The organism is Streptomyces sp. NRRL S-31 (genome assembly GCF_000718775.1).
Taxonomy (GTDB): domain Bacteria; phylum Actinomycetota; class Actinomycetes; order Streptomycetales; family Streptomycetaceae; genus Streptomyces.
Map to the genome: position 1 here is coordinate 1 of NZ_JOCB01000149.1, position 13,308 is coordinate 13,308.

Annotated in this window: 10 protein-coding genes and 1 pseudogene; 3 read left to right on the top strand and 8 right to left on the bottom strand. The window is 73.4% G+C overall.

Features of this window, described 5'->3' with window-relative positions:
• On the top strand, positions 1–1,033 hold a 1,033-nt coding region (locus IF37_RS0136395; protein WP_030753230.1), incomplete at its 5' end, for a hypothetical protein.
• A gap of 135 nt (positions 1,034–1,168) precedes the next feature.
• Positions 1,169–1,978 carry an SGNH/GDSL hydrolase family protein gene (locus IF37_RS0136400; RefSeq protein WP_030753233.1) on the top strand — a complete coding sequence of 270 codons (810 nt, stop codon included), beginning with the start codon at positions 1,169–1,171 and terminating at the stop codon, positions 1,976–1,978.
• A 20-nt stretch (positions 1,979–1,998) separates the two neighbouring features.
• Here IF37_RS0136400 and IF37_RS0136405 read toward each other — a convergent pair whose 3' ends face one another.
• From IF37_RS0136405 to IF37_RS0136420, 4 genes are all read right to left on the bottom strand, one after another.
• Positions 1,999–3,192: a glycosyltransferase gene (locus IF37_RS0136405; protein WP_030753237.1), complete on the bottom strand. Its 1,194-nt coding sequence runs from the start codon at positions 3,190–3,192 to the stop codon at positions 1,999–2,001.
• A gap of 151 nt (positions 3,193–3,343) precedes the next feature.
• Complete coding sequence (locus IF37_RS0136410; RefSeq protein WP_030753239.1) at positions 3,344–4,495, bottom strand: serine hydrolase; 1,152 nt, start codon at positions 4,493–4,495, stop codon at positions 3,344–3,346.
• A 92-nt stretch (positions 4,496–4,587) separates the two neighbouring features.
• Positions 4,588–6,351: a TIGR03767 family metallophosphoesterase gene (locus IF37_RS0136415; protein WP_030753242.1), complete on the bottom strand. Its 1,764-nt coding sequence runs from the start codon at positions 6,349–6,351 to the stop codon at positions 4,588–4,590.
• A 199-nt stretch (positions 6,352–6,550) separates the two neighbouring features.
• Positions 6,551–7,033, bottom strand: a complete 483-nt coding sequence (locus tag IF37_RS0136420) for an NUDIX hydrolase (RefSeq protein ID WP_253915951.1) — start codon at positions 7,031–7,033, stop codon at positions 6,551–6,553.
• A 299-nt stretch (positions 7,034–7,332) separates the two neighbouring features.
• On the opposite strand from IF37_RS0136420, the gene IF37_RS0136425 reads away from it, so the two are divergent.
• Complete coding sequence (locus IF37_RS0136425; protein WP_030753247.1) at positions 7,333–10,668, top strand: S8 family serine peptidase; 3,336 nt, start codon at positions 7,333–7,335, stop codon at positions 10,666–10,668.
• Between the two features lie 100 nt (positions 10,669–10,768).
• Here the strand turns inward: IF37_RS0136425 and IF37_RS0136430 are convergent, their stop codons facing one another.
• The 4 genes and pseudogenes from IF37_RS0136430 to IF37_RS0136445 form a co-directional block, all read right to left on the bottom strand.
• On the bottom strand, positions 10,769–11,461 hold the full coding sequence (locus IF37_RS0136430; RefSeq protein WP_030753249.1) for a hypothetical protein: 693 nt from the start codon (positions 11,459–11,461) through the stop codon (positions 10,769–10,771).
• A gap of 5 nt (positions 11,462–11,466) precedes the next feature.
• Entirely contained in the window at positions 11,467–11,940 is a 474-nt protein-coding gene (locus tag IF37_RS0136435) for a matrixin family metalloprotease (RefSeq protein WP_158727450.1), read from the bottom strand.
• Positions 11,941–12,122: 182 nt separating this feature from the next.
• Positions 12,123–12,665 (bottom strand): hypothetical protein, encoded by a 543-nt coding sequence (locus tag IF37_RS0136440; protein WP_030753253.1) that lies wholly within the window; start codon positions 12,663–12,665, stop codon positions 12,123–12,125.
• Positions 12,666–12,778: 113 nt separating this feature from the next.
• Positions 12,779–13,308, bottom strand: a pseudogene (locus IF37_RS0136445) (hypothetical protein); the annotation flags it as partial.

Consider the following 13,308-nt stretch of genomic DNA (forward strand, 5'->3'; position numbering starts at 1 on the left):
GCTCTCCCCCCGCCCCCTCCGCCACCTCTCCGACGTCCACCGCCGGGTCCTGACGACGGCCCAGCTGCGCGCCCACGGGGTGACGGCCGCCGAGGCATCCGCGCAGTGCCGTCCCGGCGGACCCTGGCGGGAGCTGCTGCCCAACGTGATCCTGTTGCACCCCGGGCCGCCCAGCGGCGAGGAACGGCTGCACGGGGCGCTGCTGTACGCCGCCCGCGCGTCCGGACCGGGCGTGCCCGCCCAGCCGACGGCCGGGGGCCCGCACCGGCCGGTGTACGCGGAGGCGGTGCTCACCGGTCCGGCGGCGCTGACCCTGCACGGTTTCTCGGCCACCCCGCCGCCGGCCTCCCTGGACCGCGTGGACGTCCTGGTCCCGCGGTCGCGCCGGCCGCGCTCCACCGGCTACGTCCGGATCCTGCGCACCCCCGACCTGCCCGCCCCGCAAACGGTCTCCGGTCTGCCGGTGGCGCCGGTGCCGCGGGCGCTGGCGGACGCGGTGGCGGAGCCCGCGGACGCGGAGGCGGTACGCCGGCTGCTGACCGAGGCGGTGCGCGGCGGGCACTGCGAACCGGCCGCCGTGGTCCGGGAGCTGACCCGGGCGAGGCTGCTGACCCGCCCGCACGTCGTGGACGCGGTGGAGGCGCTGCTCGCGGAGGGCCGCTCGATCGCCGAGGACCGCCTCTACCGGATGGTCCGCGAGTACGGCCTGCCCGACCCGGTCTGGAACGTCGACCTGCGCCTGCCCGGCGGCCCGAACCTGGGCGGTCTGGACGCCTACTGGCCGGACCAGGCGGTCGCCGTCGAACTCGACACCCGCGCCCCGCGCCAGGGCGGCCGGCCGGACGAGGACGCGCTGTGGTCACAGGTCGCCCGCAGGCGCGAGCATCTGGAGCGGCTCGGCGTCACGGTCGTGCACATCACGCCGAGGAAGCTCCGGGAGTCCCTGGAGCAGCAGGCGGCGGTGGTGCGGACGGCGCTGATGGCGTCCGGCGACCGCGACCCGGCCGCGTACCTCGTGGTGCTGCCCCGGTAGGGGCGGACCGGACCGGCGGCAGCCGCCCACGCGGGCCGCCGCCGGTCCATTTGTGCTGCGCCGCCCGGGTGACGGTTCACCCGGGCGGACGAGCACGGCGGGCGGCCCGGCGCGGGCCCGCGGTACAGGAGAGTCATGAGACAGTCCCGCATAACGGCGGGCGCCTGCTCCCTGCTCCTCGCGGCCGCCTGCGCCTACGCCGGCCCCGCGACGGCGCAGCAGGCGCCCCGGACCGCGTCCGGCGGCTACGTGGCCCTCGGCGACTCCTACTCCTCCGGCGTCGGGGCCGGCGACTACCTGGAATCCGGCAAGGAGTGCAAGCGCAGCAGCCGGGCGTACCCCGTGCTGTGGGCCGAGGCGCACGCGCCGGCGACCTTCAGCTTCGCCGCGTGCAACGGCGCCGGCGTGAAAGACGTCCTGGCCGATCAACTGGGCCACCTCAGTGCCCGTACCGGCCTGGTCACCCTCACCGTGGGCGGCCACGACTCCGGCTTCGTCACCGTCCTGGCCACCTGCGCGCTGGGCGGTGCCGAGCGGTGCCGGTCCGCCGTCTCCCGGGCCCGCGCCACCATGGACGGATCGCTCGCCGCGGACCTCGACCGCCTCTACACCGCCGTCCGCGGCCGGGCGCCCGCCGCCCGTGTCGTGGTGCTCGGCTACCCGCACCTGTACCACCTCAGCGGCACCTGCGCGCTGGGCCTGCCGGACGGCGAGCGCGCCGTCCTGAACGACGCCGTGGACCACCTCAACGGGGTGCTCGCGCGGCGCGCCGCCGCCCACGGGTTCACCTTCGCCGACGTGACCGCCGCCTTCGCCGGGCACGAGATCTGCTCGGCCAGTCCCTGGCTGCACAGCGTCGACGTGCTGGCGGTCACCGAGTCGTACCACCCCACGGCGCCGGGACAGTCGCTCGGCTACCTGCAGGTGCTCGACCGGGTGTCCTGACGCCCGCGCCGCCCGGTCCGCTACCGCGGCTCGGGCAGCGCGCGCGGGCGCGAGGCCCGGGTGTGGACGCCGTCGAGCAGCGCGGCGTACGCCGCGATCATGCGCGTACGGCTGAAGCGTTCGCGGCTCGCCGCCAGCGCCGGGGCGAGACCGGCCCGGCCGGCGACCGCCGCCGTCCAGGCCCGGGCGACGGCCTCCGGGTCCGGCGGGGTCACGAAGCCGTGGCCCCGGACGATCTCCGCGCTGTCGCCGACGTCCGTCGTCACGGGGACGGCGCCGCACATCATGCCCTCGATCAGGCACAGCGGCGCGGCCTCCCCGGAGGCGGAGGTCAGGGCGACCACGTCGGCGCCGGCGTAGACGGTCTCCATGTCCCGGCGCACCCCGAGCGGACGGACCCGGTCCGCTAGCCCCCGGTCCGCGCCGAAGGCCCTTTCGATGTCGGCCGTCAGGGCAGGGTTGGCGCCGTCCATGCCCGCGCCGCACAGCAGGACACGGCCCTCGGGCTCGCGGGCGAGCCAGGCGCGGGCGGCGGCGAGGAGCAGCGGGACGTTCTTCATGGCGGCGTAGCGGGCCGCGAAGACGACCACGGGCGCGGCGGCCGGGATGCCCAGACAGGCGCGGAACGCCTGCCGGGCCGCCCCGTCCGGGCGGAACCGCAGCAGGTCCACGCCGTTGGGGATGACGTGCAGCAGCTCGCCCGGCACGCCCGCGGCCTCGTAGGCGGCGCGGGTGGACTCGGCGCAGCACACGCAGGCCGCGACCGTGCCGTCGGCGATGGCGGCCTTCAGCTCGTCCAGGGCGGGGCCCTGGTTCTCCGGGTCGGAGCGGTGCAGGCAGACCACGACCGGGCGGCGGGGCAGCCCGGCCTGGTTGAGCAGGGCCAGCGGCTGCTCCTTGAGTGACAGCACCACGTCGGCGGCGGCCATGGAGCGAGCGGTTCCGGCCAGCTCGGGTCCGCTGAAAACGTTCGCCGCGAGCGTGCCGTCCACCAGGCCCGCGGTGCGGCCCAGCGAGGTGACGCCGACCCCGCCGGCGGTCAGCGACCGGTAGCAGGGGTCGTCCTCCATGCGCTGCCGGGTGGCCTCGCGGTGGACCTCGCCGTGGATGCTGAGGACCTGGTGGGACTGGCCGCCCTCGGCCAGCCCCAGGACGACGTCGGAATGGACGATCCGGGCTCCGCCGGAGAAGAAGCCCTCGTAGACCGAGAGCACACGCAGTCCGCGCCGTGCGCGCACGCGACCACCCGCCTTGCATAAACGATCGAGAAGATCGAGCCATCCCCGTTCACAGCGGGTTAGCCGATATGAGGCGGTACGGACATTGCGTGCGCGTGAACGCGGAACTACGCGGGTGAAACGTTGGCTAACAGAATTCCCGCTCGACCACGGGGGCCGGTTCGCCCGTCCAGTCGGCGTTGAGATTGAGGGCGAGGGAATGGCCGCCGTCCGCCGTCGTCACCGCCGAGGACGTGGAGCCGTGGATGCCGCCGTCATGCCCCCAGACGTGGACACCGCAGGTCAGCCTGGTGTCCATGAGGCCGAGGCCGTAGCGGACGTTCGGGACGCCGGCGATCTCGACGGTCGTCTTCATCTCCTTCAGCTGGTGGGCCGGCAGGAGTTTCCCGCGCAGCAGGGCGCTGTAGAAGCGGTCCAGGTCCGCGGAATTCGAGATCATCTCTCCGGCGGCGGAGGCGATGGACGGATTGAGTTCCGTGACGTCGTAGGTGGGGCCCGTCGTCGTCTCGGCGAGTTTCCCGTAGGCGCGGCCGCTGGGCCGCGGCACGGTGACCCGGGTGCCGGGCACGGAGGTGGCCGTCAGACCGAGCGGGTCGATGACGCGGCGCCGGATCTCGGTGGCGTAGGAGCGGCCGGTCACCTTCTCGATCACCATGCCGGCCAGGACGTAGTTGGTGTTGGAGTAGCTCCAGGACGTGCCCGGCGCGAAGACGGGCGCGTGCCGCGTCGCGATCGCGACCAGGTCGCGGGGCGTGCGGGTGTCGTAGCGGTGCCGGAGGAAGCCGTCCTTGAGGAAGTAGGTGCGGACGAAGTCCGCGTCCTGCGTGTAGTCGTAGACGCCGCTGGTGTGGTTGAGGAGCCGGCGGACGGTGATGCGGCGGCCGTCGTGGCCGTGGCCGCGGACCACGCCGGGCAGCCAGGTGTCGACCGTGTCGTCCAGGGAGAGCCTGCCCTCCGCCTCCAGTTGGAGCAGGACCGTGGCGACGAAGGTCTTGGTGATGCTGCCGACGCGGTAGCGGTCGGCGGCCGAGCGCGGTGCGCCCGTGCGGGTGTCGCCGACGCCGGCCGTCGCCGACCAGGTGCCGTGGGCGTCCCGCGCGGTGGCGGTCGCCCCGGGCACGCCGGCCGCCACCGCCGCCTCGATCGCCTCGCGGGTGGCGGTGTGGCCGCCCTCGCGGGGTCTCGCGGGGGCCGCGGCGGCCGGGGCCGCCAGGGCCGCCGTCAGGGCCGCCGTCAGGAGCAGGGCGGTGGTGCCCGCCGCCGTCGTACGTGGGTGCATGTCTTCCCCCAACCTGTGGGTCCGGCTCGGTCGGGGGAAGGGACCGCGGGCGGTGTGCGAAGGTTGCCCGCGATGGGCCGGTTGAGTGACTTTCAGCCCTTCTTCAGCACCAGCTCGGTGTTCCGGTCGGCCGCGCCGCCGGCGAGGGTCCGGTTGGCGCCGGGGGCGTTGTAGGCCAGCTCGCGGTAGAGGGCGGCGAGGCCGGTCTGGGAGAGGTCGGCGTAGTCGGTGCGGTGCGGGGCGGCCGACTCCACCAGGGTGGTGAACAGCGAGACCGTGCCGTCCTTGTTGTCGGTCAGCTCGATCACCCGGGCGAGCTGGGGGTGGTCGACGTGCGAGGCGGTGGAGATCTCCCAGAAGGAGCGCCCGCCCGCGGCCTTGTGCGGGGTGACGACGTTCTTGTGGATGTGTCCGTTCACCCAGGCCAGCACGTTGGCGTGGGCGGACAGCACGGAGACCACCTCGGCGCCGCCGTGCCGCTTCTCCCCGGGGCGGGCCGGGTCGGGGCGGGTGTTGGTCATGGTCTTGCTGGTGTGGTGGCTGAAGACGACGGCGTAGGAGTCCTTGTTGTCCTTCAGCGTCCTGTCGAGCCACTTCAGCTGGGCGGTGCCGAGGGAGCCGTCGTAGTGGCCGCCGGCGTCGGTGGTGTCGAGGCTGATGCCGATGACGTCCTCGGAGACGCGGAAGGCGTAGTACTGGGTGTCCGCGTCCAGGTTGGCCGACGAGTAGCCGTGGCCGGCCGGGCCGAGGCCCTGGTGGGCGGGGTCCAGGTGGGCCTTCAGGTAGTCGGCCCGGGTGTACGGGGCCCGCTTCTCGTCCGCCGTGACCGAACGCATCGAGCGGGCGTGCGCCTTGAGGAAATCGCGGTAGCCGGTGGCCTTGGGGTCCTTGGCGTACTTGATGGTGTCCTGGAGCTTCTTGGCGTCGGCGGCGGAGACGCTCATCAGCTTCTTGCCGCCGATGGCGGCCTCGGCGAGGTAGCGGTCGCCGTGGGAGCCGTAGCAGCCGAGCGGCAGGGCGTCGTGGTTGCCGACGGTGGAGTACCAGGGCAGCTTGAGGCCGGGGCTGCGCACCTCGCGGACCGCGGCGGCCAGGAAGTCCTCCAGGTGCGGGAAGCCGAGCGCCTTGTCCTGGTCGCGGGTGGTGGAGCCGGGCTGCCAGTACAGCTTCAGACCGCTGTTCTGCACGCCTTCGTAGTGCCGGGGGTCCCCGGTGTTGGGGGTGATCCGGCCGCCGCTCATCACCTTCATGAACCACTCCAGTTCGGAGTGGGCGTTGTTGTCGGTGTTGTCGCCGGTGGTCATCACGAAGTGCAGCGGGGCGCCGGTGACGGGGGCACCGCGCAGCGCGTTGACCCGCTCCACGAGGGAGACGGCGCCGGGCACGGTGAGCGCCTCGTGCGGGCGCCAGGCGTGCACGTCGTGGGAGCGCAGGTACTCCAGGCGCAGCGGGTGCTGGACGTCCATCAGGTGCAGGTCGGTGAACTGCACGAACGCGGCGAGTACGGTACGGCGGTGCTCCCGGCCGGACTTGGGCGCCGCCAGCTCGGTGCGCACGACCCGCTTCCAGCCGGGGCCGTCGCCGAGCCGGCGGTAGCCGGAGCCGTTGCGCGGCGCGGCGACGGAGGCGACGGTGGTGCCCTTGGTGTAGGGGGCGAGCGGGGCCCCGGCGGCCTGCCGGGACCGGGCGACCGGCGCCTCGTCCCCGGGCGAGGGGGCGGTGGTGGCGGCCTGGCTCTCGGTGGGGCGCAGGGCGTAGCCGACGCCCGCGGAGAGCGAGACGGCTCCGGCGGCGGCGAGGACGGTACGGCGGTTGACCCCCAGAGCGGAGGCGGCGACAGAGCGTGTGCGCGACATGGCGCGATCTCCCCGGGTGCGGACGCGTCGGCGGTGGTCGCGGGCCGTCGCGGACGCGAACGTCCCGCTCACTGTGGATCGTTGGCAGTGGGGATGGCCGGTGCGTGAACGCGGCGGCAACGCGCGACGCCGATCACCGTACGTGGATCACGGGTACCGGGTGTGGTCACGGAGTGGATCGCGGGCGGCCGGGAGGCGGTCACCCGTCGTTCATCCGCGGGGGCAGGGGACGCTCCGCCAGGCGTCCGTGGGCCGGACGTTCCCGCCACAGCCGGAGGGCCACGTCGACCAGCCGTATCCGGTGCAGGGCGGGTACCGCGTCCAGGTCCTGCCATGCGGCGAGGTCGGTGGATCCGCCGACCTCGTACCGGAGTTCGCCGCCGACGACCGCGGCCTCGTACACGATGCGCACCCCGTGGTGGTCGGTGCGGCGGCGCGGCCGGCCGCCGGGGCGGACGTGGCGGTCGGAGTCGATGCCGAGCAGCCCGGTCACCTCCACGCGGTAGCCGGTCTCCTCGGCGAGTTCGCGGCGGACGGTGTCGTACGGGTCCTCGCCGTGCTCCATGCCGCCACCGGGCAGCACCCACTCGGGCACGCCGCCGGGCCCGGGTGAGCGGGCGAGCAGGATCCGTCCGTCGCGGACGCACACGGCGTAGGCCGCCACCCTCAACTTCCGTCTCATCCGACGACGTTAACGGGACGGTCGGGCGGTGAGCACTCCGGTGCCGGCCGGTGCGGGGCAGGGCACCCGCCGCCGGTGCTCGGCGGCGGGGCGCTGCGGTCGTGCCGGGTCGTTCCGGCATTACCCGTGTTCGAAGGAGAACTGAGGAAATACCGGGCTTTCAGGGTCCGATCCGGTCATATCCCATCGCGGGTTTTCCCCATACGTTCATCTCGATTCGGTCAACGGTCCCCAAACCCGCAGCCCTTGAGCGAGGCTGAGCGCTCTCGTCCGCTCGTTCCGTTACCTGAGGGATGCCGATGACCCACACTCCCGAGCGTGATCCCCTACCCGGTCCGAGACGCCTGGCCCGGATAGCCGTGGCCGTGGGCGTGGCGGCCGCGCTCTCCGCGGCGGGGCCGGTGCCGCTGGCCCTCGCCGCGGACGCTCCCCCACCGCCGAAGGCACGGGAGGTACCCCCGCCCGCCCCGGCCGCCGCCACCGGCGTCAAGCCCGCCCACGACAAGCTGGGCGCGGACGACGCCGACACACTCGCCGCGGCCAAGGCCGGCGGCGCCAAGAACATCACGCTGATGATCGCGACGGCCCCCGGGCAGACCGAGCGGGTCGCCGCCGAGCTGGACGCGGTCAAGGGCGGCTCGGTGGGCCGCACCTACGACAAGGTCGGCTACGTCCGGGCCACCGTGCCCACGGCACGCGCCGACGCGGCCATCGAGGCCGCGGCGGGGCTCTCCTCCGTGCACGCCATCGACCTGCGGCGGGAGATCCCGCTCGACGACCCGGCGCCGGACGCGGGCACCGCAGGCAAGGCCCGCGCGGCGACGGGGACGTACTCCGGGCCGGACCGGAACACCCCGGCGGAGAACCCGTACAACCCCTCCTTCGAGACCGGTGCAGTCGACTTCGTCCGGGAGCACCCGAAGGCGGACGGCCGCGGCGTCACCATCGGCATCCTCGACTCCGGTGTCGACCTCGGCCACCCGGCGCTCCAGAAGACCACCACCGGCGAGCGGAAGATCGTCGACTGGGTCACCGCGACCGACCCGATCGTCGACGGCGACGGCACCTGGCGCCGGATGACCAACCCGGTCAGCGGCCCCTCCTTCACCTACGGCGGCGCGACCTGGAAGGCGCCGGCGGGCGACTACCAGGTCAGCCTGTTCCGCGAGTCCGCGACGGCCGGCGGCGACGCCAAGGGCGACGCGAACCGCGACGGCGACACCACCGACGCCTGGGGCGTCCTCTACGACCCGGCCGCCGGGACCGTCCGCGTCGACCTGGACAACGACTTCGACTTCACCGACGACACGCCGATGAAGCCGTACAAGGACGGCCACCGGATCGGGTACTTCGGCACCGACGACCCGAAGACCGACGTCGTCGAGCGGCAGCCGTTCGTCGTGCAGATACGCAAGGACGTGCCCACCGACCCGTACGGCGGCGACTGGGTCGGCAAGAAGGCCGACTTCGTCAACATCGGCGTCATCGAGTCCGAGCACGGCACCCACGTCGCCGGCATCACCGCCGCCCACGGCCTGTTCGGCGGCAGGATGAACGGTGCCGCCCCGGGCGCGAAGCTCGTCTCCTCGCGGGCCTGCACCTGGTCCGGCGGCTGCACCAACGTGGCGCTCACCGAGGGCATGATCGACCTCGTCGTCAACCGCGGCGTCGACATCGTCAACATGTCGATCGGCGGCCTGCCGGCGCTGAACGACGGCAACAACGCGCGCGCCGAGCTGTACACGCGGCTCATCGACGCCTACGGCGTCCAGCTCGTGATCTCCGCGGGCAACTCCGGTCCGGGCGCCAACACCATCGGCGACCCCGGCCTCGCGGACAAGGTGATCTCGGTCGGCGCCGCCGTCTCCAAGGAGACCTGGGCCGCGAACTACGGTTCCGCCGTGCGGACCCGGTACGCGATGATGCCCTTCTCCTCGCGCGGCCCGCGGGAGGACGGCGGCTTCACCCCGACCCTGACCGCGCCCGGCGCCGCGGTCAACACCACCCAGACCTGGCTGCCCGGCTCCCCGGTCGCCGAGGCGGGCTACTCCCTGCCGGCCGGCTACTCGATGCTCCAGGGCACCTCGATGGCCTCCCCGCAGGCCGCCGGCGCCTCCGCGCTGCTGCTCTCCGCCGCCGGACAGAAGGGCATCGACCTCACCCCGGCCGCCCTGCGCACCGCCCTGACCTCGACCGCCGACCACATCGCGGACACCCAGGCGTACGAGGAGGGCGCGGGCCTGATCAACATCGTCGACGCGTGGGACGCCATCCGCGACGGCGCCACCGCGCACGACTACACGGTCGACGCACCGGTCGACACCGCGATCGACTACGCCCTGAAGACCCCGGGGCACGGCACCGGCCTGTACGACCGCGAGGGCGGTCTGACGGCGGGCGCGAAGAAGACCTACGACGTCACCGTCACCCGCACCTCCGGCCCGGACCGGGCGGTCCGGCACGAGCTGCACTTCGAGAACAACGCCGGGAACACCTTCCGGATCGTCGGCGACGACGTGGTGCGGCTGCCGCTGAACCGGCCGGTGACCGTCAAGGTGCAGGCCGCGCCGCGGTCCGCGGGCATCAAGAGCGCGATCCTGGAGGTCGACGACCCGAAGACCGAGGGCGTCGACAAGCAGGTCCTCACCACGGTCGTGGTCGCGGCCCCGGTGCGCTTCACGTACTCCGCGCCGGGTTCGGTGCAGCGCAACAGCACGCGGTCGTACTTCGTGAGCGTGCCCGAGGGCGCGAAGTCGCTCCAGGTCGCGATCGACGGGCTGGAGGACGGCAGCCAGACCCGGTTCATCGCCATCCACCCGTACGGCGTCCCGTCCGACAACACCTCGACGCCGTACTGCTACAACAACTACCTGGGCGGCAACGGCTGCAAGCCCGACGTGCGCGCGTACGCCGACCCGCAGCCCGGCGTGTGGGAGGTCGAGGTCGAGGCACGGCGCACGTCCCCGCTGCTCGACAACCCCTACCGGCTGGACGTCTCGGTGCTCGGCGCGGCCTTCGACCCGGAGACCGTGACCGTCCCCGAGGCCCGCGTGGGCACCCCGGTCACCGCCTCCTGGAAGGTGACCAACGGCTACGCGGCCCTGGACGGCAGGCTGACCGGCGGCCCGCTCGGCTCCGCCGAGTCCACCCGCCCCGCCATCAAGGAGGGCGAGACGCGGACCACCACGGTGACGGTCCCGGCCGGCGCCACCTCGCTCGACGTCGCGATCGGGCGCGTCTCGGACACGGCGGCCGACCTGGACCTGACGGTGTACGACGCGTCCGGCACGGAGGTCGGCAAGTCCGCCGACGGCGACTCGGAGGAGGCGGTCTCCGTGCCGTCCCCGGCCGCCGGCACCTACACCATCGCGGTCGCGGGCTACTCGGTCCCGTCCGGTTCGACCGACTACGACTACCGGGACGTGTTCTTCTCCTCCGCGCTCGGTTCCGTCACGGTCGACGGCGCGGCGGCGGTCAAGCTCGGCACCGGCGCCTCGGCGACGGTGACCGGCCAGGTCACGGCGGCGGCCGAGGCCCCGGCCGGCCGTGAGTTCTTCGGCCGGGTGCAGCTGGTGAACACGCGCGGCACGGTCGCCGGCACCGGCAGCGTGCGGATCGGCAAGGTCACGCCGTGACGGGGTGACGCACACGGCGGGGGCGGGCGTCCTGACGGACACCCGCCCCCGCTGTCGTCACCCGGCCACCGGCGTCACCCGGCCACCGATGGCACCCGTCTCACTCGGCCGGGTCCGAGGGCTCCGGGGAGCCGGTCGGCACGTCGGACGGCTGCTCGGTGGGCTCGTCCGTCGGTTCCGGCCCCTCGCCGGGGCCGATGTCGGGCTGGACCTGGTCGCGGACCATCTGCTTCCAGTGGTCGGCCACGGTCTTCTGTCCGTCGCCGTCCATGTCCTCCGCCGCCGGGAACGGCTGGGTGGTGCTGCCGACCGGCTGCGCGCCGTAGACCGGCACCATCGTGAACCAGGCGCGGTCGCTCATGCTGTGGGTGGAGAAGACGTAGTTCTCGCCGATCTCCAGGGGCAGGTCGCCCTCCATCAGCGTGAGGCTGTTGGTGTCGGCGTCGTAGCCGCCGGTCTGGTTCACCACCGTGGTCGAACCGGCCTGGAGCGTGCCCTCGTAGACCTCGTTCACCTTGACGGCCCACTGGGTCTCGGGGACCCCGTCGATCTCGGTCGTGCCCTTCCTGGACACCACCGTGCCATGGAAGACGAAATCGGCGAATCCGACGAGCTTTTCGTCCTCGCTGAAATCCCCGACGGTACTGGCGTGCATATACTGCACGCTGAATTCAGGACGGTCGTCGGCGAACGCCTGGACACCGCCCCAGGTGGCCACGGCGGCCACCGCCAGACCGGCGGCCGTGAAAACGACGCCCTTGCGCAACCGGGACCCGGAACCGCTGAATACCATTCTGCTTACCCCCAGAGCGCGTGGTAGTCGGCCTTGTCGTGCGACTGCGGCGTGGTCAGCGAGCCCCGGGCGGGCGTGTTGTTGACCATGATCTGTCCGCTGTAGCTGTGCGCCAGGCCGAGGGCGTGGCCCAGCTCGTGGGTGGCCACGCCGCGGCGCTTCGTCGTCCCGTAGTTCTTGAGGTAGGCGACGTTCAGGTAGATCGCGTCCGCGCCGGTACGGGCCTTCCACAGCCCGTCCCAGGTGACGTCGGTGCGGCTGGAGTCGCGCCACTCCAGGTCGGCGATGGTGTTCCAGGCGTCCGGCGCGATGTTGATCCGGTTGAGCGAGCTGTTGTCCCAGGCGTTGATGGCGTGCTTGCGCGCGTCGTCGTACCGGGTCGAGTCCTCCCACCGGATTTCCCGGTCGTCGACGGAGTCATTTCCCAGGAAATGCGCCGAAGCGGGTGTGGCGGCCGTGAAGGAAATGGACAGCACCACGGCCGACACGCAAGCGGCGGCGGTTTTTCTTCGCACTGATTTCACCGTACCCCCGAGCTGGTTGTTTTTACCGGCCCAGGGATCATGGCTGAAACCGATCGAGCCATGACAGTAATAATCCAGTCAACGGAAGGTATGTATCCAGCCAAGCGGAATTGCGCCATCCGAATTGGCCGGAGTGCTCAGCCGGCCCCCTCGCCGTCGGCGCATTTCAGGTTCCGGGACCGCGGAACGGCCTTTTTCACCCACGTGCGGGCCCACTCCAGCGCGTCACCCGTGCCCTCCGGCGGGGTGTCCCCGTCCCGGTAGGCCGACGGCGCCTCGCCCGCCCGGGAGGACACGAGGACGAGCATCCGCGCGCCCACCCGGTAGTACCGCCCGGCATCCGGTTCGGGCGTGACGAACTCCAGCCGGCCCGGGTCCCGCCCGGCGGGCTTGTACGCGTGGTCGACGTCCAGGACGACCCGGAGGCCGGAACCCCGCCCGGCCGGCCGGGTCTCGGCCACCCGGCCCTCGGCGACGGCGGAGGCGCACGCCACCGTCCCCTCGGCGCTCAGGCTGCCCCCTTCGCCCGTGTCGACCTCCGCGTGCCCCCGCTCGGACAGGGTGTACCCGGTGGCCGCGATCCCGCCGAGCACCAGCACCGCGGCGAGGGCGGCGGGCAGCCGCCAACGCCTGCGCGGGGCGCCCCGCTCCACGGACCCGGCCCTCTGCCGTGACGTCATGGTGTGTCCCCTTCGCTTCCGCTTCCGGTCGTCCCCGCGCGCCTTCCGCGCGCGGCTCGCTCCTCAGACGCGGGGACACCCCGGAACGTTCGACGCGTCCCGGGCCCACCCGCTCAGGCCGCGTCGCCTGAGGGGCAGGCCGTGTTCCGGGACGCGGGCAGGGCGTCGGTGATCCAGGCGCGCTCGGCGGCCACCCGGCCGTTACCGACCGCCCACCGGCTCGGGTACCGCTCACCCCGGGCGATGCGCACCAGTACGTGCTGTCCCACGCGCGGCGCCGGCCGCGCGTCCGGGCCCACGAGGAAGCCGACCTCAGCCGGTCCGGACGCGGGCCGGTAGGCGTGGGTCACGGTGAGCGTGATCCGCCGCGAGGAGTCGCCCCGCCGCTCCACCCGCGCCACCGTCCCCTCCACGACCAGCCGGGAACAGGCCAGTTCGCGCTCCGGGTCCGCCGGGGGCACCGCGCTGCCGGTGTCCTCGGGCACGGCGCCGGCCGCGCTCTTGGACGACGCCTCGCCGTTGTCGTCCAGGCCGCCCCGTGTCACCAGCCAGCCGAAGCCGAGGACCAGCGACAAGGCCGCGGCGCCGGCGAGCGCGCCGAACGCGGCCCGCACCGCCCGGCCGCGCCCGCCCGGCCGGCCCG